This is a genomic window from Sinorhizobium chiapasense (assembly GCF_045277575.1).
Taxonomy (GTDB): domain Bacteria; phylum Pseudomonadota; class Alphaproteobacteria; order Rhizobiales; family Rhizobiaceae; genus Ensifer; species Ensifer chiapasense_A.
In genome coordinates this window covers 1,014,458-1,036,871 of the sequence record NZ_CP144205.1, presented here as the reverse complement: position 1 = coordinate 1,036,871, position 22,414 = coordinate 1,014,458, and the positions used below count along the sequence as shown (strand labels likewise).

Sequence of the window (22,414 nt, the reverse complement as noted above, 5' to 3'; positions counted from 1 at the left end):
GAGGCCGGGGCGTCATGTCCCGGCCTCTTCCGTTTTCTCCGGGCGTAACGCTTACATCGCGTTGATGGCGCCAATGGAGAAGAACAGGGTTTCGCCGGAGGAGTCGTCGACACCGTCGTTGTCGGTGACGACGTAGCCATTACCGGCGGCATCGACAGTGAAGCCTTCGACCTTGTCGACGACATAGCCGTTCAGCGCCTTCAGGTCCGGAATGAGGTCACGTACCTCTTCCTTCTTGACGACCGGCAGTTCGCCACCGAGTGTTGCCGGCCTCAGTTCCGTCAGCGCGACGCGGTAGATCTTCTTGAGCTTGGCTGCCTGGCCGATCAGGTTGTCGCGCTCGATGATATAGGCGTAGTCGCCATGAACGGAGATTTCCGAGAGGCCGACCCAGCCGTCACCGGCCTTTTCCAGCGGGTAGCGCACGGCGCCCCACTCTTCACTCTTAGGCTTATAGGAAACGAGTTTGACGAAGCCCTTCTCGTCATCCTTCCATTCGCGTTGGACAGCCATCCACAGCGTCTGGTCGTCGCCTTCGCCAACGACGGTGATGCCTTCGAGGCCGAAGCGGGTTTCGCCGGCACGCAGCGCCTCAGGCAGAGCGATTTCCTTCTTGATCTCGCCCTTCTTGTTCACGTGGAAGATCGCGTGATTGTAGAGCTTGTCGGAGTTGCCCTCGGATGCGAGCCAGAAGCCCCCTTCCCCGTCATTGGCGATGCCCTCGATGTCGAGCTTCTGAGCCGGCGCGCCGTCCCGGGTGATCGTAAGCGTTTCGGTGATGAGAGCGGGCTTCTGCGTTGCGTCGATCGTGAAGATCGTCGGCTGCGACGAGAAGACCGAGTCGTTGACGGCGCGCAGGAAACCCGGCTTGTCCGAGACGGCAGCAAGACCGGAGAGTGCGCCGAAGCCGACCGGCAGGCCGTCCTTCTCGGCGGAGCGGATCTGCGGATAGGCTGCCTCGCCTTCAGCGCGCTCATAGATCATCACGTGCGAACGTGCGCCGCCGTCCTCGACGAGGTCGACTTCGTTTGCGGTCGCAAGCAGATTGCGCGACGGGATGGCGACAGCACCTTCCGGCGAAATGCCCGACGGTAGCAACTGCAGCAGTTCAGGCTCCGCACCGGTGTCCTTGTAGACGCCAACGACTGAAGCACGCTCCGAGAGCAGGAAGAACAGGTTGTCGTCACCGAACTTCGCCGCGTCCAGCCCCTCGGGCTCGACGCCCTTGGCAGAAGAGCGCTTCTCCGGATAGTGGCCGATCGCGGCAATGGCATGCTCGAAGCTCGCACCCGATTCGAAGAGGACCTTGCCGGTCGTATCAAAGATCGTGAAACCACGCGAACCGCCTTCGTAATCACCTTCGTTGGCGACGACGATCCGATTGTCGTCGAGCCACTTCACCGCATCCGGCTCGCGCTTGCGGCCCAGCTGTTCGTCCTTGAAGGCAATCGCACCGTTGCGCTTGGTGTCGATCTCCTTGAGGTCAACCGTACCGGCGGAGAAATGCGTCTTCACCGTCGCGGTCTTGCCGTCGATGATGACGATGTGGTTGTTTTCCTGCAGCGTCAGCGCAATCTCATCCTTGCTGTTGAAGGAGACGAATTCCGGCTCCGGATCCTCGCCGGCGATTTCGGCAAGACCTGTCAGTGTCACACGCTTCAGCGAGCCGCAGTCGGCAACGTCGTCCTTCAGCGACAGGATCACCAGGTCGCCGGCCGGCATCTGCGGGATCTTGCCTTCGTTCACATCCTCGTCACGCTCGTTTTCAATGGCGATGGCTGCAAGCGTGCGATCCTTGTTGACGGCGACCGAGTCCGGCTGACCGCCGAGGTCACAGGTTGCCTCGACGTTCTTCGAAGCGAGATCGACCACGGCGAGCAGACCGGAAGGCTTGACGAAGCTTTCGCGCGTGTTGACCGCAACGAGCGCCTTGGCGCCGGCAACGGTGACGGAGGTCGGCTCACCATCGAAAGAGATCGTGCCGGCAGCCTTCGGCGCCTTGGCATCGGTGATGTCGATCAGGCCGACGCGCTTGCCCGGGCTGTCCGAATAAATCAGCGTATTGCCGTCTTCGCTGGCCGTGATGATCTCGGCAGACGTCGGCGCCTTGCGCGCGTCGCCTTCAGGCAGATTGTCGGCAACGGCGAAGGATGCAATCCGGTTGAATACGGGCTCGGCCGCCGCGGGAAAAGCCGCGGAAGCGAGAAGGACGGCGGCAAATGCCGCCACGCGCGATGCATTGGTCATAAAATCCCCCATGGACACACCTGAAAAACATGGGGTTTCTGCGCGATGGGGATGACAGCCGAATGACAGCCGAACGGTTTTGCACACTCAGGCGGCGGCGGTCTCCCGCTCGCGCCTGATCTCGTTGCGCATGATGAACAGCGAGGCTGCGAGGATCAGCACGGCACCGATCCAGAGATAGCCGGTCGGCGCGTAGCCGAAGACGAGCCAGCCGGCGAAAACATTGAGCGGCAGCTTCAGATCATCGAAAGGCTGCACATAGGCTGCATCAGCGACCGTGTAGGCCAATGTCAGCAGATACTGCGCGAAAACGGTCAGAACCCCGGCGAGCACGAGAAGGCCGAGTGCCGCGCCGTCCGGAACCGCAAAACCAGTCGTGAGCGCTATGGCGCCATTGATCGGGGTCAGGAGGACAAGCAGCCAGATGGTGATCGTTTCGGGACGCTCGCTGCTCGTCAGGCTCTTCGTGATGAGTGACGACGCGCCCCAGAGCAAGGCGGAGAGGATCGGCAGCAGGGCCGCCCAGGTGAAGCTGTCCGACCACGGTTCGAGAATGATCATGGCACCGGCAAATCCGACCGCCGTCGCGGTCCAGCGCGCCGGGCCGACGCGTTCGCCAAGAAACAGGCGAGCGCCAAGGATGATGAAGAACGGCGAGGTCATGACAAGGGCGATCGCCTGCCAGATCGGCACGTGAGCGAGGCCGGAGACCCAAGCCCCGACGCCGAAGGCGGCGAGCGCCACACGCACCACATGGCGCCAAGGGTGATCGGTGCGCATCGCCGAAAACCCCGCACGACGCAGGAACGGCAGCGAAAACAGGAAGGCGAAGGCATATTGCCAGAAGGCCGTGGCGGCGGCGGGAAAGCCGAGCGTCATCGTCAGCCATTGGGTCACGACGTTGAGGCCGGCGAAAGCTGTGCCGGCCAGCACCATGAAGCCGGCTCCGGCCACGGCACGCGAGGAGGAAAAACCGAGGGAAGTCTGATTCATGTCATGCATCCTGAGAAATGAACAAACACAAATCAGGACGCATGAGCGCGCGGCACGACGCCGGGCGGCCTTGCCCTTCGTGCCGACGACCATTCTCTTTCATCCGGACTATGACCGTCGGCTCCGGAGTTGCACCGGATCTGCTGACCCCTTCCCCTGTTTTAGAAGAAAGGCGCTCGCGGGCTTGGGCCGTACTGCGACCTTGGTACGCCTTGAAAGACGCACGGCGCAGTAGTGCCCTTACCGCCGGTGGGGACTTTCACCCCGCCCTGAGAATGGGCAAGCCGTAGAGCAAATGGCGGGAGGCTGCAAGGGCCGTCCCTGAATGCAAAAGGGTCCGGCTTTCGCCGAACCCTCGAATACCTGGACTGCCGGCCTCGTGTCCGGCCGCCAAGCAAATCTGATCAGCCGTTGACGGCGTCCTTCAGGCCCTTGCCGGCCGTGAACTTCGGCACGTTGCGAGCCGGGATATCAACTTCCGCACCCGTGGACGGGTTGCGGCCCTTCGAGGCTTCGCGGCGCGAAACCGAGAAGTTGCCGAAGCCGACCAGGCGAATGTCGCCGCCGTTCTTCAGCTCGCCCTGGATGGTCTCGAAAACTGCATCAACTGCAGAAGATGCGTCGGTCTTGGAAAGTCCGGCCTTCTCAGCAACGGCAGACACGAGCTCATTTTTGTTCATGTTTCCACCCCTTTCAGATTGGTTCGAAACGACTGTGTTTTAAGGCGCGGCGGCTTGTGCATCGCCCGCGTCTTGCCTTTCCCAATTGCGCCTAATCCCTTGGAATGCAAGGCTTGCAGCGCGCTTTTACAACAAAAAAGACCGGCCAGAGGCCGGTCTTCCCAATTTTTCTGCAAAATGAGCGCCGCGTGAGGGCGCGGCGCCCATTGCCTGGCATTTTTTAGTGGGCGATCGAAGATCCCGCTTCGTCCTGCGAATCAACCGCTGCGACGGTCGCCGGCTCGTTTGCCGGGTCCCAGTCGATCGGCTCCGGCCGGCGCACCAGAGCGTGTTCGAGCACTTCGCCCATCCGCGAAACCGGGATGATTTCGAGCGCGTTCTTCACGTTGTCCGGGATCTCGGCGAGATCCTTGGCGTTCTCTTCGGGGATCAGCACCTTCTTGATGCCACCCCGGAGAGCTGCGAGCAGCTTCTCCTTGAGACCGCCGATCGGCAGCACCCGGCCGCGCAGCGTGATCTCGCCGGTCATCGCCACATCCTTGGAGATCGGGATGCCGGTCATGATCGATACGATCGCGGTTGCCATGGCGACACCGGCCGACGGGCCATCCTTCGGCGTTGCGCCTTCCGGCAGGTGCACGTGGATGTCGCGCTTGTCGAACAGCGGAGGTTCGATGCCGAAGTCGATCGCCCGCGAACGGACATAGGACGCCGCCGCCGAAATCGATTCCTTCATCACGTCACGCAGGTTGCCGGTGACCGTCATGCGGCCCTTGCCGGGCATCATGACTCCTTCGATCGTCAGCAACTCGCCGCCGACCTCGGTCCAGGCAAGACCCGTGACCACGCCGATCTGATCGTCGCGTTCGGCTTCGCCGTGACGGAAGCGCGGTACACCCAGGTAGTCGTTGATGTTGTCCGCCGTGACTTCGACCGTCTTGGTCTTACCCTTGATGATCTCGGTCACCGCCTTGCGGGCGAGCTTCATCAATTCGCGCTCGAAGTTACGGACACCGGCTTCCCGCGTATAGGTCTGGATGACCGCCATCAGGGCTCCGTCGCTCACGGAGAACTCCTTCGGCTGCAGCGCGTGGTCGCGGATCGCCTTCGGCAGCAGGTGCCGCTTGGCGATCTCCAGCTTTTCCTCTTCGGTATAGCCGGCGATGCGGATCACTTCCATGCGGTCCATCAAAGGCGCCGGAATGTTCAGCGTGTTGGCCGTGGTGATGAACATCACGTTGGACAGGTCGTATTCGACTTCCAGGTAGTGGTCCATGAAGGTCGAGTTCTGTTCCGGATCCAGCACCTCGAGCAGAGCCGACGACGGATCGCCGCGGAAGTCCTGGCCCATCTTGTCGATTTCGTCGAGCAGGAACAGCGGGTTGGACCGCTTCGCCTTCTTCATCGACTGGACGACCTTGCCCGGCATGGAGCCGATATAGGTGCGGCGGTGACCGCGGATCTCGGCTTCGTCACGAACGCCGCCCAGCGCCATGCGCACATATTCGCGGCCGGTCGCCTTGGCGATCGACTTGGCGAGCGAGGTCTTGCCGACGCCCGGAGGGCCGACGAGGCACAGGATCGGGCCCTTGATCTTCGACGAACGCGCCTGCACGGCGAGATATTCGACGATGCGTTCCTTGACCTTGTCGAGACCGAAGTGATCCGTGTTGAGCACGTCCTCGGCATGGTTCAGGTCGCTCTTGATCTTCGACTTCTTGCCCCAGGGCAGGCCGAGCAGCCAATCCAGATAGTTGCGAACCACGGTCGCTTCCGCGGACATCGGGCTCATCTGGCGCAGCTTCTTGAGTTCCGCATCAGCCTTTTCGCGCGCTTCCTTGGAAAGCTTCGTCTTGGCGATGCGTTCCTCGATCTCGGCCATCTCGTCGCGGCCATCTTCGCCGTCGCCGAGTTCCTTCTGGATCGCCTTCATCTGTTCGTTGAGGTAGTATTCGCGCTGGGTCTTCTCCATCTGGCGCTTGACGCGCGAGCGGATTCGCTTCTCGACCTGCAGGACGGAGATCTCACCTTCCATGAAGCCGAGCGCCTTTTCCAGGCGCATCTTCACGCTGGTGGTCTCCAGCATTTCCTGCTTCTCGACGATCTTGATCGACAGATGCGAAGCGACAGTATCGGCGAGCTTCGAATAGTCTTCGATCTGGCTGGCGACGCCGACGACCTCGGGGGAGATCTTCTTGTTGAGCTTCACATAGCTTTCGAACTCGGAAACGACCGAGCGGCTCAGCGCCTCGATCTCGACCGGATCCTCTTCCGGCTCGTTCAGCGTATGCGCCGAAGCCTCATAAAATTCTTCGCGCGGCGTGTAGCCGTCGATCTTGGCGCGCGCGCGGCCTTCGACCAGCACCTTGACGGTGCCGTCGGGCAGCTTCAGCAATTGCAGGACATTGGCGATTGTGCCGACGTCATAGATCGCGGACGGTTCCGGATCGTCGTCGGTGGCGTTGATCTGGGTGGCAAGCATGATCTGCTTGTCGGTACCCATGACTTCCTCAAGCGCACGGATCGACTTTTCACGGCCGACGAAGAGCGGCACGATCATGTGCGGGAAGACTACGATGTCGCGGAGCGGCAGGACCGGGTAGGTCGCGCTTTCAGTCGCCGGTGACGTTTTGTTCGTCATGTCATTTCCTTTCCGTCCCGATTTCGGGCCCGTTCCCGGGAGCCCCGCAGGCACTCCCGGCTGTCATATTTTCCACATGAAAGTGGAGTGCGACCGCGTCCATTTCAAGGCTGACGCGACACCCACCAACCGTGGCCGGGTCCTTCTGACTACGCATCATTTCTGTTGCGGGCCTTGCGACGGAGAACGAGGCTCAAGGACGCGCAACGACAAAGGTCCTTCATTGAATCATCACATCATTGCGTTGTTTGGGACACTTTAGCAACAATCGAATTGTGAAATCTGCGCTGCCGCCCCTTTGTCTCAACAGCTAAGTGCATGAACATGAAAAAGCCCGCACAAGGCGGGCTTCTCAAACGATAATTCAGCTTTCTCAGGCCGAAACGTTGGTCTTTTCGTCCGACCGCTCGGAGTAGATGTAGAGCGGCCGAGCAGCCCCCTTGACCACTTCGTCGGAGATGACCACTTCGCGCACGCCTTCCAGCGTCGGCAGCTCGAACATGGTGTCGAGCAGGATCTTTTCCATGATCGAGCGAAGGCCGCGAGCACCGGTCTTGCGCACGATCGCCCGGCGGGCAATCTCGCGCAGCGCGTCTTCATGGAAGGTGAGCTCCACGTCTTCCATCTCGAACAGGCGCTGGTACTGCTTGACGAGCGCGTTCTTCGGCTCCGAGAGGATCTGGATCAGTGCATCCTCGTCGAGGTCTTCGAGCGTCGCCAAGACCGGCAGACGACCAATGAATTCCGGGATCAGGCCGAACTTGACCAGATCTTCCGGCTCCAGTTCGCGCAGCACTTCGCCAACGCGACGGTCTTCCGGCGCACGAACCGTGGCACCGAAGCCGATCGAGGTCTTCTCGCCGCGGGCGGAGATGATCTTGTCGAGGCCGGCAAAAGCGCCACCGCAGATGAACAGGATGTTGGTGGTGTCGACCTGCAGGAATTCCTGCTGCGGATGCTTGCGGCCACCCTGCGGCGGTACCGATGCAACCGTGCCTTCCATGATCTTCAGCAGAGCCTGCTGCACGCCCTCGCCCGAAACGTCGCGAGTGATCGAAGGGTTGTCGGACTTGCGCGAAATCTTGTCGACTTCGTCGATGTAGACGATGCCGCGCTGGGCGCGCTCGACGTTGTAGTCGGCTGCCTGGAGCAGCTTGAGAATGATGTTTTCGACGTCTTCACCGACATAACCGGCTTCGGTCAGTGTCGTGGCATCCGCCATGGTGAACGGCACGTCGATGATGCGGGCGAGCGTCTGGGCAAGATAGGTCTTGCCGCAACCGGTCGGGCCGACGAGCATGATGTTCGACTTCGCCAGTTCGACATCGCTGCCCTTGGCGGCGTGCGCCAAGCGCTTGTAGTGGTTGTGTACGGCGACCGACAGGATGCGCTTGGCCTGCTGCTGGCCGATGACGTATTCGTCGAGAACCTTGATGATTTCCTGAGGGGTCGGCACACCGTCGCGGGACTTGACCATCGAGGTCTTGTTCTCTTCGCGAATGATGTCCATGCACAGTTCGACGCATTCATCGCAGATGAAGACGGTCGGTCCGGCAATCAGCTTACGGACTTCGTGCTGGCTCTTGCCGCAGAACGAACAATAAAGCGTATTCTTCGAGTCACCGCCGTTGCTTCCGCTGACCTTGCTCATTTCCACTTCCTTCCAGCACGCCGGACACTTCAAGAAAAGTATCGCGGACCACTCAATTCGCCCTGTAGCCTATCCTCATGCAGGGCTTCCGGGAGTACTTACCGCATCGGCACGGACACGCCCGATACGGCTGCAACGACTCTCCCAACTCATCCGAACACTATGCCCTCAGAATCCAACATAGCATTAACGGTCCATATTAACGGCTTTACCCTGACGATAAAGCCCTTGAGCCATTACAATTGTGTCACAATTACATCTGTCGCGACACAAAAGCGCGTTATCAGGCCTCCTCGGCGCCTTCGATCTCTTCGCGCGAGGTCAGTACCTTGTCGACGATACCCCAGTCCAGAGCCTCGTCCGCGCTCATGAAATGATCGCGATCGAGCGTCTGTTCGACTTCCTCGTAAGTCCGACCGCAATGCTTGACATAGACCTCGTTGAGGCGGCGCTTCATCTTGAGGATGTCGCGGGCATGGCGCTCGATATCGGAGGCCTGGCCCTGGAAACCGCCCGAGGGCTGGTGAACCATGATGCGCGCATTCGGCGTCGCAAAACGCATGTCCTTGTGGCCGGCCGCCAAGAGCAGAGAACCCATGGAGGCTGCCTGGCCGACGCAGAGCGTCGAGACCGCCGGCTTGATGAACTGCATCGTGTCGTAGATCGCCATACCCGAGGTGACGACGCCGCCCGGGGAATTGATGTAGAGCGCGATTTCCTTCTTCGGGTTCTCCGCTTCGAGGAAGAGAAGCTGGGCGCAGATGAGCGTCGCCATCTGATCTTCGACCGGACCGGTGACGAAGATGATGCGCTCCTTCAGAAGGCGCGAAAAGATATCGTAGGAACGTTCACCGCGGTTGGTCTGCTCAACAACCATCGGCACCAGTGCCAGTGCGGTATCAACGGGATTTCTCATATCGAACCTTCATCAATCGGGCTCGCAAAACCTTTGCGAACCGGGAATCACGGGATTTACCTTCTGCTCCTACATAGAGTGTCAACACCCTTCACTTCAAGTCGCGAAGCTTCGATAACCTTAATCGAACGCCCCGCTTTGCTGCGAAGTCCGGCACTCCTCCACACATGGTTGTCAATAGAGCCTTTTTTCACCGAAAAGCGCGGTGCAAGCCGTCGCGACCGAGCGTTTCGCACAGGGTTCGATGACCTCGGTAAACGAACGGCAAATCATGCAGCCGGTCCACCGCCTTGTCAGAGCTGAGATTCGATCGGCAGAATGCGGATCAGGTTGGCCATCAAGCGCCTTGCAAGGCTCGCATCCGGCTCGTGCCGCAACAGCCTCTCGGAACCGTTGGCGCGATCCCGCCAGACAAGCCGTGAACCGTCCATTCCGAGCCGATAGCTGATCGACGGCGAGGTCTCCTCTTCGAACATGCCGGCCAGTTCGCCGGCAAGAGCCTCGTCCGCAAATACCACGCCCATTTCCGTGTTGAGCGATGCGGAGCGCGGATCGAAGTTCATCGAACCGACGAAGCCGTGCCGGCCATCAACGACGAAAGCCTTGCTGTGCAGGCTCGCATTGCGCGCGCCGAACAACGACATGCGATGCCCTTCGGTGACATCGCCCTGTTCCTTCAATTCGAAGAGTTCCACGCCGGCGCGCACGAGTTTGCGGCGATACTTGACGTATCCGCCGTGAACGGCTGCGACGTCCGTCGCAGCAAGGGAGTTGGTCAGGACCGAGACGCGCGCGCCGCGCGCCGCAATGGAGGTAAGCTCGCGCGTCCCGGCAACGCCGGGTATGAAATAAGGTGAAATGATCCTGAGATCCCTAGCGGCCGCCTCTATCAACGGGAAGAGCTCACGCAGCATCCAGTTCTGCCGCCGCTGCATCAGCGCCTTTTCCGGCGGGTCCGATGCCAGGCGGATCTGCGAACTCCAGTGAAGGTGTCGCGAGCCGTGATAGATGTCGGCCTCCTTGACCGCGCTGTCGATGCGTTCGATGTAGAACCGGCCCGCCGGCGTCCGGGCAAGTCCTTCGACGGCATCGCGGAGCGCCGGCAGATATTGCTTGCGTGGTGTGCGCAGCGCCGCGATCGGGAGAACCGAGGCGCTGTTCCAATAGCGGTCGAACATGGCAGACGCCTGTTCCAGCACCGGCCCCACCATCCAGACGTCAAGGTCGCGGAAGTTGGAGAGTTCGGCAGCGTCGAAATAGGCATCGCCGATGTTGCGCCCACCGGCGATCGCAATGCGGCCATCCGCCACCCACAGCTTGTTGTGCATGCGGCGGGTGGCGCTGAAGGCACGGATCGCCATTTCGAAGCCGCGACGAAAGCGATCGGTCCGCGCCCGGCTCGGGTTGAAGAGCCGCACGTCGATATTGGGGTGGGCGTCAAGCGCGATGCACATGCGATCGTGAATGCCGGCATTGATGTCGTCGAGCAGCAGCCGGACACGTACGCCCCTGTCAGCCGCTGCCAGGATCTCACGAGCCAGCAGAAGACCGGTCAGGTCATCCTTCCAATAGTAATACTGCAGATCGAGACTTCGTCCGGCGCGGCGCGCCGCATGCGCGCGCACCACCAGGGCCTCGATATTGTCGGAGACGAGCGACACGCCATTTGCCGCTGGATGGGCTGCAAGAAGCGGCGCCAGATGCCGATCGAGTTCGGTTCCGGCCTCGGCCACCGGGAGCGCGGTCGACGGCAGCCCATGCGGGCGCCGCCCGAACCGGCCGTAAATGTAGAGGATGACCGAAACGGCCACACCGAAGATGATAGCAACGGCGATCAGGACGGAGGACAACATCGAAAGTTCGCCCCGCGCCCGACGTCAGGCCGATCCGGCGCGACCGGCATCGACCCGATTTCCGTCTCGGTGCTCCTGCTGGGCTGCCTTCAAGGCGATCGAGGCTTTTATCGGCAGATGGTCCGAGGCGATCCGCGCAAGCGGTGAGTCATGCACGGCGACCGAGGTTACCAGGTGGTGTGGATTGCCAAGCACGCGATCGAGCGGAAGCAGGGGAAAGCGCGACGGAAAACTCGCGACCGTGGCATGCGACGGATCGAAAACCGGACTGAGGAACGACAGCGACGAGCGCCGGCCCATGCGCCACTCGTTGAGATCGCCGATCAGCAAGGTCGGCCTGCCGTTCGCATCGGCCGCCGCCTCCAGGATTGCCTCGGCCTGCTGAGCGCGGGAATGCCTGAGAAGACCGAGATGGGCGGCGATGATGCGCAATGGGCCGACCTTCAGATCGAGATCGACGACGAGGGCACCGCGCGGCTCGACACCCGGCAGTTTCAGCTGCCGCACGTCCGAAACCGCCCCCTCGCGCAGCAGCAGCACATTGCCGTGCCACCCATGCCCCTTCGCAGAAAACCCGGAGATCGGCACCGAAACGAGATGGGCTTCACGGCGGAGGTGGTCGAGATCGAGAAGGCCGGCGCGCTCCCCGAACCGCTGGTCCGCCTCCTGAAGCGCAACGATGTCGGCTCCCAGTTCCCCGATCACATGAGCGGTCCGCCCAGGATCGAAACGCCCATCCGTGCCGACACATTTGTGGATGTTGTAGGAGGCTATGACGATGTCGCCGCGGTTCACCGCGGTTTCGCGATGGACGACCGTGGGGCGCCGCTTGCGGATCGCCGCCACGATCCCCGCCGATAGACTGGACTGGTTTTTTGCCATGCCGCTCCCTGCCTGCTGCCCGCATCATTGCGCAAATAGGTCGCCCGGCGCTACCGAAAAAGGGTGGAAGGCGGAAGTTGTTTCGCAACCGCATTGCGGCAAAGACCGAATGGATGCCGAGACAGCAAGAGCAGCGCGGGTATCCATTTCGCCGTTCACGCTCCGTCGGCCGGCCCTGCGAACAGGACCAGATTTCCGTCCGGATCGACCACGATGAACGGCGGGCACTCCAGGGTTCCGTCCGCAGTCAACGCCGTGCCGGCGGCCGGAGGGATATCTGCACTTGCCGGTCGAACGCCGGTTCCCGTAGAAATAGATATCAGTCAAATCCTGCGAAGAGCCCGTTGCATGCCTGGCATAACCATTGACGGCGCCCAAAGGCGCGTTTCCATCGATGCGCGCAATCCAGCTTTCTACAGTGCGCCACTCGCCGCCTATGCCGAGATCCACGCGCAATGCCCGGCCTTCTTCTGGGAAGAGCGGCAGCAATGGTATTTCGCTGGCTACGACCAGGTGAACGCGCTGCTGCGCGACCGGCGTTTCGGCCGGCAGATCCTGCATGTGGCGACGCGCGAAGAGGTTGGCCTGCCGGCACCGAAGCCGCATTTGAAGGACTTCGACGCGCTTGAAGAGCATTCGCTGCTGGAGCTCGAACCTCCGGCGCACACCCGCCTGCGCACACTCGTCAACCGCGCCTTCGTTTCGCGGCAGATCGAACAGTTGAGACCGGATATCGAGCAGTTATCGCATGCCCTGATCGACGGTTTCGAGCGCAATGGTGAAGTCGAATTGCTCAAGGCCTATGCCGAAACGATCCCGGTGACGATCATCGCCCGCATGCTCGGTATTCCCGTCGAGGCGGCGCCCGACCTTCTCGACTGGTCGCACCGCATGGTCCGGATGTATGTCTTCAACCCGAGCCACGAGACCGAACTCGATGCCAACCAGGCATCCGCCGATTTTGCCGATTACCTCAGAAAGATCATTGCGGAGAAACGCCGCAACCCCGCCGACGATCTGCTGACCCACATGATCACCTCGGAAAAGGATGGCGAGCGACTTTTCGAGGCAGAACTGGTCTCGACCACCGCCCTGCTCCTCAATGCCGGTCACGAAGCGACGGTGCATCAGATCGGCAATGCGGTCAAAACCATCCTGCAATCCGGATTCTCTGCCACGGATCTGTTTGCCACGGAAGCGGCGACGGCGCTGACGATCGAGGAGTGCCTGCGCTTTGCGGCACCGCTGCATATTTTCCAGCGCTATGCCCTGACGGACGTCGAACTCGATGACGGCATCACGCTTCGAAAGGGCGACAAGATCGGCCTTTTGCTCGGGGCGGCGCATGTCGATCTGAAAAAGTTCACGGACCCGAATGTGTTTCGGCCGACACGTGACGAAGGCGCCAATGTCTCCTTCGGCGCCGGCCTGCATTTCTGCATCGGCGCGCCGCTCGCCCGGCTTGAGCTCAATCTATCGCTGCCGATCCTGTTTCGGCGGCTGCCGAATATGCGGCTGAAGAACGAGCCAGAGGTGAAGGATGCGTTCCATTTCCACGGCCTCGAACGCCTCGATCTGGTCTGGTGACCAACACCGGAGCCAGGACGGTCTCCGGCGCTTCATTGCTTACAGGCGGATGACGTAATCCTTGCGCGTGGTCTCGACGACCTCCCAGGTGCCTTCGAAGCCGGGACGCAAGATCATGCTGTCGCCGGCACGCAGATGCGCCGCTTCGCCACCATCCTGCGTGACGATCGAATAGCCGGAGATGATGTGGAAATATTCCCACTCCTCGTAGACGATCCGCCATTTGCCCGGCGTCGATTCCCAGACCCCGGCATAGAGGCCGCCCTCAGCCTCCTCCAGGTTCCAGGTCCGGAACTGCGGCGCCCCGGAGATCAGCCGGTCGGCGGCGGGCGTGCCCACTTCCGCCTCGACGGAAGTCAGATCGAACTTCTGCATTTTCGTCATTTTGGCACCTTCGCGGGAGGCATCGCCTCCCTCCTGTTTCAGAGCATTGCCAGCGATTGCTCGATATCGGCGATGATGTCGGAGACGTCCTCGATGCCAACCGAGAGACGGACGACATCCGGTCCGGCACCGGCCGCCACCTGTTGTTCAGGCGTCAGTTGCCGATGAGTGGTCGAGGCCGGGTGAATGACGAGCGAGCGCGTGTCGCCGATATTGGCGAGATGCGAGAACATTTCCAGCCCTTCGACGAAGCGCTTGCCGGCCTCGTAGCCACCCTTGAGACCGAAGGTGAATACGGCACCAGCCCCCTTCGGCGAATAGCGCTGCTGAAGCGCGTGGTTGGGATCGTCCTCAAGCCCTGCATAGCTTACCCACGACACCTTGTCGTGCGTCTTCAGCCATTTGGCGACGGCAAGCGCATTGTCGCAATGGCGCTGCATGCGTAGAGGCAGGGTCTCGGCACCGGTCACGAGCATGAAGGCATTGAACGGCGAGATTGCCGGACCGAAATCGCGCAGACCCAGGACACGGGCGGCAATCGCAAAGGCGATGTTGCCGAAGGTCTGGTGCAGCACGACGCCGGCATATTCCGGACGCGGCTCCGAAAGCATCGGATACTTGCCGGACTTCGACCAGTCGAAGGTGCCGCCGTCGACGATGACGCCACCCATCGAATTACCATGGCCGCCGATGAACTTCGTCAGCGAATGCACGACGATATCGGCGCCATGCTCCAGCGGCCGCAGCAGGTAGGGCGTCGCCATGGTGTTGTCGACGATCAGAGGCAATTCGTGCCTGCGGGCAATCTCGGCGATCGCGGCGATGTCGACGAAGGTGCCGCCGGGATTGGCGAGGCTTTCGATGAAGATCGCCTTGGTGCGCCGATCGATCTTCGCCTCGAAGGAGGCCGGGTCGCTCGGATCGGCCCAGCGCACCTGCCAGTCGAAGGACTTGAAGGCGTGGCCGAACTGGTTGACCGAGCCGCCATAGAGCCGGTTGGCCGCGACGAAGTTGTCGCCTGGGCTCATGATCGTGTGGAAGACGAGCAACTGTGCGGCATGGCCGGAGGCAACCGCCAGCGCCGCCGTGCCGCCTTCGAGCGCCGCGATACGCTCTTCCAGCACCGCCTGGGTCGGGTTCATAATGCGGGTGTAGATGTTGCCGAACTGCTGGAGACCGAAAAGTGCCGCGGCATGGTCGGTGTCGTTGAAGACGAAGCTCGTCGTCTGGTAGATCGGCGTCGCCCGCGCGCCCGTGGTCGGATCAGGCTGCGCTCCGGCGTGGATTGCGAGCGTGTTGAAACCAGGATTGTCTTTCGTCAATTTCGTACCTCCCATGACCGGAGCGCCGCGCCAGCCGGCGCGCCGAGGACGCTCGATCACCGTGAATCTGCGTGTGCCCCGCTATCGAACCTCCGTGGCCAGCGCGGAGGTGGCGGCACTATTCCAGAGCCTACGTGTGCGGTCAAAGAGGATTTTTGCGAAACTGACGGTTGTGCGGCCGGTCGCCGTGTCTCGGCCGAGGTCAGCCGATCAGCCGCGGATACTCGATCGCCGGACAGCGGTCCATGACCACCTTGATCCCGGCAGCTTCCGCTTTTGCCGCTGCGCCATCGTGGCGCACGGAGAGCTGGCCCCAGATCACCTTCGGCAATCGGTCAAGCGCCAGGATCTCGTCGACGAGCGCCGGCAAGGTATAGGCCGCGCGGAAGACGTCGACCATGTCGATCGGCTCCTTGACGTCGGCGAGCCTGCCGACCACGGCCTGGCCCAGGATGGTCTTGCCGACGTGACCGGGATTGATCGGGATCACCCGATAGCCCTTGCGCAACAGGAACGCCATGACCCGATGGCTCGGTCGCTCGGCATTCGGCGAGGCACCGACCAGCGCAATCGTCTTGGTCTCGCGCAGGATGTCGGCGAGATAGTAGTCCGGATAGGCGTCGTGGTTCATCTAAGGCTACGGGTCCATTGTATTTAAACGGCCGTATAATGATGCCAGGACCCGGCAAGTCAACTGCGCGCTCCATGCTTCCCGCGCGAAGCTCAAGACGACCGCCGCCGCGACACTTTCCGATTGCATTTACGGCCGAGCGGCGCGACAAGCGTCACAAAGCCCGCCACATCGTTTCCGAGGTCCCATCTTGCCCGTTGAAGTCATTGCGCTCGTCCTGTTCGGGGCGTTGTTGCACGCGACCTGGAATGCCCTGGTCAAGGCAGGCTCGGAAAAATCGCTCGACGCAGCAATGATCGCGCTCGGGGCTGCCGCCGTGGCAATCCCCTTCCTGCCCTTCCTGCCCCTGCCGAAACCGGAAGCCTGGCCCTACATCCTGGTTTCGGCGCTGTTCCAGTTCGCCTATTTCCAGCTTGTCGCCGCCTCCTATCGCGCCGGCGACATCGGCCTCGTCTATCCGCTGATGCGCGGTACCGCGCCCTTGATCGTCGCGGCCACCAGTGGTGCCTTGATCGGCGAGCAGCTTTCTTTCGGCACGATGATCGGTATTCTGACGATCTCAGCCGGCGTCCTGACGCTCGCTTTCGAGTCGCGAAAGGGCGGGAAACACGCGATCGTGCTCGCCCTCCTCAATGCCTGCGTCATCGCCTGCTACACCTATGTCGACGGCATCGGCGCGCGCGTCTCGGGCAACGCGATTTCCTATACGCTGTGGATGGCCCTGCTGCCGCCAGCGCTGCTCTTCACCTGGGCCTTCGCCCGCCGCGGCATCAAGCCGGTCGCCTGCCACGTCTACAAGAACTGGTGGCGCGGGCTCATCGGCGGCGCCGGATCGATCGGCGCTTACGGCCTGGCGCTCTGGGCGATGACCAAGGCGCCGGTCGCCACCGTCGCGGCGCTCCGCGAGACGTCGATCCTTTTTGCCGTCGTCATCTCGGTCGTGTTCCTCAAGGAGCCGGTCAGCGTCTGGCGCATCGCCGCTGCCTGCGTCATTGCACTCGGCGCGCTCCTCCTGAAGCTCGCCTGACCGTCAGTCATCCTTCCATTCCGGCATGCGCTTGCCGAGGAAGGCACCGATGCCGTCCTCGGCATCGCGGGCCAGCATGTTCTCGACCATGACGCCGACGGCGTAGTCATAGGCATCCGGCAGGTCCATCTCCGCCTGACGATAAAAGGCCTCCTTGCCGATCTTCAGCGCCTGCGGCGACTTCGAGGCGATCACCGCGGCATATTTGTCGACGACCTGGCGCAGATATTGCTGCGGCACGATGCGGTTGACGAGGCCGAAATCCTTGGCGGTCGAGGCGTCGATGGTCTCGCCAGTCAAAAGCATCTCCATCGCCTGCTTGCGATGCGCCGCACGCGTGAGCGCGACCATCGGCGTCGAGCAGAAGAGGCCGATATTGACGCCGGGCGTGCAGAAGGTGGAGTTGTCGGTGCAGATCGCCAGGTCGCAGCTTGCCACAAGCTGGCAGCCGGCCGCCGTCGCAAGCCCATCGATCTCGGCGATCACCGCCTGCGGCAGCCGGTTGATCTTCAGCATCAGCTCAGCGGCCATCCGGATCGTCTGTTCGAAGAAGGCCCTGCCACGGTCGTCGTCCTCGCGATGAACCGTCATTTCCTTGAGATCATGACCGGCGGAAAAGAGTTTGCCCGAAGCGGCGAGCACGACGACCTTGATTTCCTTGGAGGCGGTGACCACGTCGAACTCCAAGTGCAAGGCCTCCATCATGGCGATCGAAAGCACGTTGGCCGGCGGATTGTTGAGCGTCAGCCGCAGCACCGGCCCGGAGCGTTCGCGCAGCAGCATCCCGTTCGGCTCTTCCTTCCTGAACGATACGACGTCGGCCATGATCTTCTCCTGAAACGTGAACTCGGGCTTGGTGGTACGCCGGACGCGCGTGCGGTGCAAGCTGGCGGGAGAACCAGCAGCCCATTCCGTCTAAGACCTTTTTCCGCCTTGCGTCCGGCCGCCGGTCGGTTTCAGGTGGCGGCAGATATGTTGAAGGATGCAATGAATGACCATCGAGCCGATCATGACCGTCGACGACCTCAACCGGTTTCTCGACACTGATTTTCCGCAGGTCCATACCGACGGCAAGGTCTTTCATGTCACGGCGGTCGGTCCCGGCTTTGCCACGATGCGGCTCGATCCGAACGAGCGACACATCCGCCCGGGCGGCACCGTCTCGGGCCCTACCCTCTTCGCCCTTGCCGACGTTTCCGCCTATATCGCGCTGATCGCCCATATCGGGCCGATCGCGCTTGCGGTCACCACCAATCTCAACATCAATTTCCTGCGCAAGCCCGAGCCGGAACCGCTCGAATGCACCTGCCGGATCCTGAAACTCGGCAAGCGGCTGGCCGTTCTGGACGCATCGATCGTCAAGGTCGGCGGTGACGATCTCGTCGCGCATGCAACGGCGACCTATTCGATTCCACCACGCTAATTTGTGGTATCCGAATACCATACATATAACATATTGTTTTTGTTTATCTTTATTTCCGGCGCGCTGATTTCGCGTTCTTGACGCTGGTTTCGCACTTGCGTATAAGCTGCCGCAGATCGCGGTCCTCAAGGGCCGCTTTCTTCTTTTGTCCGGGAAACCGGCCAAAACCAAGCAACAAGAAACGCCCAGCGGCTTGCCGCTCGGGTCCAAAGAAAGAGTTTTGATATGGCAACCTTCGTTCAGAAGCCTGCAGAGGTGGAGAAGAAGTGGATCATCATCGACGCCGAAGGCCTCGTTGTCGGTCGCCTCGCTTCCATCATCGCAAACCGCCTGCGCGGCAAGCACAAAGCTACCTTCACCCCGCATGTTGACGACGGCGACAACGTCATCGTCATCAACGCCGAGAAGGCAGTTCTGACGGGCAAGAAGTACACCGACAAGAAGTACTACTGGCACACCGGCTACCCCGGCGGCATCAAGGAGCGCACCGCTCGCCAGATCATCGAAGGCCGCTTCCCGGAGCGCGTCATCGAGAAGGCCGTCGAGCGCATGGTTCCGCGTGGTCCGCTCGGCCGTCGCCAGATGAAGAACCTGCGCGTTTACGCAGGCGCCAACCACCCGCATGAAGCACAGCAGCCGACCGTCCTCGACGTCGCCAAGCTGAACAGCAAGAACACAAGGAGCGCCTGATAATGGCTGACCTTTCCGCTCTCAAGGACATCGCCACGACCGCGGAACCGGCTGCTCCGGTTCACGTCAAGAAGGTCGACGCCCAGGGTCGCTCCTACGCGACCGGCAAGCGTAAGGACGCTGTCGCCCGCGTATGGGTCAAGCCGGGCTCCGGCAAGATCACCATCAACGGCAAGCCCTACTCGGCTTACTTCGCCCGTCCGGTTCTGCAGATGATCCTGCAGCAGCCGATCGTCGCTGCTGCCCGTGACGGCCAGTTCGACATCGACGCGACCGTTGCTGGCGGTGGTCTCTCCGGCCAGGCCGGTGCCGTTCGTCACGGCATTGCCAAGGCGCTGACCTACTTCGAACCTGGCCTGCGCTCCGTTCTGAAGCGCGGTGGCTTCCTCACCCGCGACAGCCGCGTGGTCGAGCGCAAGAAGTACGGCCGTGCGAAGGCACGTCGTTCGTTCCAGTTCTCGAAGCGTTAATCGCTTCCAAACTGCGACACTGGAAAGGCGGGGCTTTGCTCCGCCTTTTTTGTTATCGTCGCCGGCATAACATCCGATAACGTCGACCTTCCGAGGCATAGCGTATGACCAACTCCCCCGTCGCCAAGACCCCAGCACCTCCCTATTACATCGTCACCTTCTCCTCACGGCGCACGGCCGGCGACAACGGCTACGACAACATGGGTATGGAGATGGAGAGGCTTGCCCGCGAACAGCCCGGCTTTCTCGGCCCCGAAAGCGTGCGCGGCACCGATGGCTTCGGCATCACCAATTCCTACTGGGCAGACGAGGAGAGCATCACGGCATGGAAAAGCAATGTCCGCCACCTTGCCGCCCAGCGGATGGGCCGCGAGCGCTGGTACGAGGATTATCAGGTGCGGGTCGGCAAGATCGAACGGCAGTACGGGTTCGAGCGAGCCTAAACGACGCGGCTCCGTGCGGCGCTCTGTTTGAGCCGCTTTAGATCGGTAATTCGGTCGTCGACTTGAGTTCGCGCAATACGAAACTCGATACGACCGTGCGCACATGCGGATTGCGCATCAGATACCGCGTCATGAAGGCGTCATAGCTTTCGACGTCAGCCGCGCGGATCTTCAGCATGTAATCGAACGTGCCCGACAGAGCGTAACACTCCATGATTTCCGGCCGGTCGCGCACCACTGCCGAGAAGGCCGCGATCGCTTCGTCGTGATGGTCCTCGAGTGTCACGTGGGCGATGATGCAGAGTTTGAGATCGAGCTTTGCCGGATCGAGCAGCGCTACGCGCTTGCGGATGACACCGTCGCCTTCTAGTTCCTGCAGGCGCCGCCAGGCTGAGCTTTGCGACATGCCGGCCTTTTCCGCCAGTTCCGAAAGAGACTGGCCGCAATCGGCCTGAATCAGCCGCAACAGCTTTCGCAATGGCTGAAGATTTTCTTTCACATCGGACGGCATGTCGAAATTTTCTCCCGCTCTCAGTCCACAGCCTGGCAACTGTGAAACAAATACTCGCTCCAATCGCGATACAATTGCAACAGGAGAAGTTGTTCTGACGAGCGAGGAGGCGTCATGACCAAGGAAAGCACTTATACCGCCAAGCTACCCGAGCCTGACGGCACCTATCTCTACACCCCGGAAGAGGATGCAATCTGGGGCGAGCTCTATCAGCGGCAGATGAAACTTCTTGCCGACAAGGCTTGCGACGAATATCTGGAAGGCGCAAGGACGCTCAACCTCGGCCCCGATCACGTGCCGCAACTGAAGGACGTGAATCGCCGCCTGGCCGAGACCACCGGCTTCGGTGTGGAAGGCGTTCCCGCCCTCATTCCGCCGTCACGCTTCTACGAGCTTCTGTCCCAGGGCAAGTTTCCTCTGGCGACGTTCATTCGGCGGCGCGAGCATATCGACTACATCGAAGAGCCCGATATCTTCCACGAAGTCTTCGGCCATTGCCCGCTGCTCACCAACCAGAGCTACGCCAATTTCGTCCGTCGCTTCGGCGAAAAGGCGGCTTCGCTCGGCAAGGGCTATTCGTGGCATATGTTCCGGATCTTCTGGTTCACGGTCGAGTTCGGTCTGATCAACACGTCGAAGGGCCGTCGCTGCTATGGTGCCGGCATCGTGTCTTCGCCGAACGAGACACGAAATGCCACGGAGACCCCTGGCATCGAGTTCCGTCCGTTCGACCTGATGACCGTGCTGCGCACGCCCTATCGCATCGATATCGTGCAGCCGATCTATTACGTGATCGACAGCTTCGCGCAGCTCGAAACGATCATCGAAGAGGATGTCGCCGCGCGCATCACCGAAGCGAAAGCGCTTGGCGACTTCGCCCCAACCTACGAGGCCAAGGCCTCGTAATCGCGGAAGATTCGGCCGGCAGGGCCTTGCCTTGCCGGCGACGATTGTCCAACGTCTCGCCACCACACGTTGGAGCGGGGTGCGCGCGCAGGGTGCGCCTATCCCACCCTGGAGCAAAGGCGGGCTATGGCCAACAGGACAATCGATCATGCGCTGACGGCGCGTTCACTGACATCAGCGGCATCCGACCCGACACATGCCGGCATTCTCTCCTTCATGCGGCGCAAATACTCGAAGCAGTTGAAGGGCGTCGATGCCGTCGTCTGGGGCATCCCCTTTGATGCCGCGACCTCGAACCGCCCCGGCGCCCGCTTTGGGCCGCAGGCGATCCGGCGGGCTTCGGCGATCTTCGACAACGATCCGCAATACCCCTTCGAGCGCGATCTCTTCTCGGAGATGGCGACGATCGACTACGGCGACTGCCTGCTCGACTACGGCAACCATTCGAAGACGCCGGCAACGATCGAGCGCGAGGCCGCCAAGATTCTCAGGAGCGGCGCCTATCTGCAGACGCTCGGCGGCGATCACTTCGTCACCTACCCGATCCTGAAGGCGCATGCGGCGATCCACGGTCCCCTCGCCCTCGTGCAATTCGATGCCCACCAGGATACCTGGCCGGACGAGCGCGGCCGCATCGATCACGGCTCCTTCGTCGGCCGTGCCGCGCGCGAGGGCCTGATCGACACCGACGCCTCGATCCAGATCGGCATCCGCACCCACGCGCCGGAAGATTGCGGCATTCGTATCCTCTATGGCTATGACGTCGAAGAAATGAGCGCGACCGAGATTGCCGAGACGATCATCCGGCAGGTGGGCGAACGGAAAGCCTATCTGACCTTCGACATCGACTGCCTCGATCCGGCCTATGCGCCCGGCACCGGCACGCCGGTCGCCGGGGGCCCGTCGAGCGCCAAGATCCTCTCGGTGCTGCGCAAGCTGGGCGCGCTGACGGTCGTCGGCAGCGACGTCGTCGAAGTGGCGCCCGCCTACGATCATGCCGATATCACCGCGATCGCCGGCGCGACCGTCGCCATGTACATGCTGGGGCTGCATGCGGAAAAGCTCGCGGAACGCACGCCACTGCGCTGAAGGCAAGCGTTGCCGTTGCGACGAAGGGCGGCTGCTTGTATAGGAATTGACAGGCTTGGCGGTGGTCC

Annotated in this window: 21 protein-coding genes and 1 riboswitch; of the genes, 8 read left to right on the top strand and 13 right to left on the bottom strand. The window is 61.6% G+C overall.

The window, feature by feature from the left end; genetic code table 11:
• Nucleotides 1-51: 51 nt before the first annotated feature.
• From QM996_RS05000 to QM996_RS04965, 8 genes are all read right to left on the bottom strand, one after another.
• The gene (locus QM996_RS05000; RefSeq protein WP_500269541.1) at nt 52-2,259 is read right to left on the bottom strand and encodes an esterase-like activity of phytase family protein; all 2,208 of its coding nucleotides are present in this window, start codon (nt 2,257-2,259) and stop codon (nt 52-54) included.
• 75 nt (nt 2,260-2,334) lie between these two features.
• Nucleotides 2,335-3,240 carry a DMT family transporter gene (locus QM996_RS04995; protein WP_500269540.1) on the bottom strand — a complete coding sequence of 302 codons (906 nt, stop codon included), beginning with the start codon at nt 3,238-3,240 and terminating at the stop codon, nt 2,335-2,337.
• A gap of 87 nt (nt 3,241-3,327) precedes the next feature.
• A riboswitch (FMN riboswitch) is annotated at nt 3,328-3,521 on the bottom strand.
• A gap of 123 nt (nt 3,522-3,644) precedes the next feature.
• A complete protein-coding gene (hbs, locus tag QM996_RS04990; protein ID WP_065777403.1) occupies nt 3,645-3,920 on the bottom strand; it encodes a non-specific DNA-binding protein Hbs in 276 nt (91 codons plus the stop codon).
• Nucleotides 3,921-4,140: 220 nt separating this feature from the next.
• On the bottom strand, nt 4,141-6,561 hold the full coding sequence (lon, locus tag QM996_RS04985) for an endopeptidase La (protein WP_429808707.1): 2,421 nt from the start codon (nt 6,559-6,561) through the stop codon (nt 4,141-4,143).
• Nucleotides 6,562-6,934: 373 nt separating this feature from the next.
• Complete coding sequence (clpX, locus tag QM996_RS04980; protein WP_077961578.1) at nt 6,935-8,212, bottom strand: ATP-dependent Clp protease ATP-binding subunit ClpX; 1,278 nt, start codon at nt 8,210-8,212, stop codon at nt 6,935-6,937.
• Between the two features lie 283 nt (nt 8,213-8,495).
• Nucleotides 8,496-9,128: an ATP-dependent Clp protease proteolytic subunit gene (locus QM996_RS04975; protein ID WP_500269539.1), complete on the bottom strand. Its 633-nt coding sequence runs from the start codon at nt 9,126-9,128 to the stop codon at nt 8,496-8,498.
• Between the two features lie 293 nt (nt 9,129-9,421).
• Nucleotides 9,422-10,981 carry a phospholipase D family protein gene (locus tag QM996_RS04970; protein WP_500269538.1) on the bottom strand — a complete coding sequence of 520 codons (1,560 nt, stop codon included), beginning with the start codon at nt 10,979-10,981 and terminating at the stop codon, nt 9,422-9,424.
• Nucleotides 10,982-11,005: 24 nt separating this feature from the next.
• Entirely contained in the window at nt 11,006-11,863 is an 858-nt protein-coding gene (locus QM996_RS04965) for an endonuclease/exonuclease/phosphatase family protein (RefSeq protein WP_500269537.1), read from the bottom strand.
• A 348-nt stretch (nt 11,864-12,211) separates the two neighbouring features.
• Here QM996_RS04965 and QM996_RS04960 point away from each other — a divergent pair, with 348 nt between their 5' ends.
• A complete protein-coding gene (locus QM996_RS04960; protein WP_500269536.1) occupies nt 12,212-13,450 on the top strand; it encodes a cytochrome P450 in 1,239 nt (412 codons plus the stop codon).
• Nucleotides 13,451-13,489: 39 nt separating this feature from the next.
• Here the strand turns inward: QM996_RS04960 and QM996_RS04955 are convergent, their stop codons facing one another.
• The 3 genes from QM996_RS04955 to QM996_RS04945 all read right to left on the bottom strand — a co-directional run bounded on the left by QM996_RS04955 (nt 13,490) and on the right by QM996_RS04945 (nt 15,787).
• The gene (locus QM996_RS04955) at nt 13,490-13,834 is read right to left on the bottom strand and encodes a cupin domain-containing protein (RefSeq protein ID WP_500269535.1); all 345 of its coding nucleotides are present in this window, start codon (nt 13,832-13,834) and stop codon (nt 13,490-13,492) included.
• Nucleotides 13,835-13,872: 38 nt separating this feature from the next.
• A complete protein-coding gene (locus QM996_RS04950; protein WP_500269534.1) occupies nt 13,873-15,156 on the bottom strand; it encodes an O-acetylhomoserine aminocarboxypropyltransferase in 1,284 nt (427 codons plus the stop codon).
• Between the two features lie 202 nt (nt 15,157-15,358).
• Nucleotides 15,359-15,787, bottom strand: a complete 429-nt coding sequence (locus tag QM996_RS04945) for a CoA-binding protein (protein WP_500269533.1) — start codon at nt 15,785-15,787, stop codon at nt 15,359-15,361.
• Between the two features lie 190 nt (nt 15,788-15,977).
• On the opposite strand from QM996_RS04945, the gene QM996_RS04940 reads away from it, so the two are divergent.
• The gene (locus QM996_RS04940; protein ID WP_500269532.1) at nt 15,978-16,814 is read left to right on the top strand and encodes a DMT family transporter; all 837 of its coding nucleotides are present in this window, start codon (nt 15,978-15,980) and stop codon (nt 16,812-16,814) included.
• A gap of 3 nt (nt 16,815-16,817) precedes the next feature.
• On the opposite strand, the gene QM996_RS04935 is transcribed toward QM996_RS04940, so the two are convergent.
• Nucleotides 16,818-17,639: an enoyl-CoA hydratase gene (locus QM996_RS04935; protein ID WP_500269531.1), complete on the bottom strand. Its 822-nt coding sequence runs from the start codon at nt 17,637-17,639 to the stop codon at nt 16,818-16,820.
• A gap of 166 nt (nt 17,640-17,805) precedes the next feature.
• Between QM996_RS04935 and QM996_RS04930 the strand changes: the two genes are divergently transcribed.
• The 4 genes from QM996_RS04930 (at nt 17,806) to QM996_RS04915 (ending at nt 19,840) form a co-directional block, all read left to right on the top strand.
• A complete protein-coding gene (locus tag QM996_RS04930) occupies nt 17,806-18,237 on the top strand; it encodes a PaaI family thioesterase (RefSeq protein ID WP_483502060.1) in 432 nt (143 codons plus the stop codon).
• A 225-nt stretch (nt 18,238-18,462) separates the two neighbouring features.
• Nucleotides 18,463-18,927 carry a 50S ribosomal protein L13 gene (rplM, locus tag QM996_RS04925; RefSeq protein WP_173516155.1) on the top strand — a complete coding sequence of 155 codons (465 nt, stop codon included), beginning with the start codon at nt 18,463-18,465 and terminating at the stop codon, nt 18,925-18,927.
• 2 nt (nt 18,928-18,929) lie between these two features.
• Nucleotides 18,930-19,397, top strand: coding sequence for a 30S ribosomal protein S9 (gene rpsI, locus QM996_RS04920; protein WP_173516154.1), 468 nt, complete (start codon nt 18,930-18,932; stop codon nt 19,395-19,397).
• A 104-nt stretch (nt 19,398-19,501) separates the two neighbouring features.
• Nucleotides 19,502-19,840 (top strand): antibiotic biosynthesis monooxygenase family protein, encoded by a 339-nt coding sequence (locus QM996_RS04915; RefSeq protein ID WP_500269530.1) that lies wholly within the window; start codon nt 19,502-19,504, stop codon nt 19,838-19,840.
• 37 nt (nt 19,841-19,877) lie between these two features.
• Here the strand turns inward: QM996_RS04915 and QM996_RS04910 are convergent, their stop codons facing one another.
• Nucleotides 19,878-20,351, bottom strand: coding sequence for an Lrp/AsnC family transcriptional regulator (locus QM996_RS04910; protein WP_247957776.1), 474 nt, complete (start codon nt 20,349-20,351; stop codon nt 19,878-19,880).
• 114 nt (nt 20,352-20,465) lie between these two features.
• Here QM996_RS04910 and QM996_RS04905 point away from each other — a divergent pair, with 114 nt between their 5' ends.
• Both QM996_RS04905 and speB read left to right on the top strand, forming a co-directional pair.
• Nucleotides 20,466-21,257, top strand: a complete 792-nt coding sequence (locus QM996_RS04905; RefSeq protein WP_500269529.1) for a phenylalanine 4-monooxygenase — start codon at nt 20,466-20,468, stop codon at nt 21,255-21,257.
• Between the two features lie 126 nt (nt 21,258-21,383).
• Nucleotides 21,384-22,346: an agmatinase gene (gene speB, locus QM996_RS04900; RefSeq protein WP_500269528.1), complete on the top strand. Its 963-nt coding sequence runs from the start codon at nt 21,384-21,386 to the stop codon at nt 22,344-22,346.
• The last annotated feature ends 68 nt before the right edge of the window (nt 22,347-22,414 follow it).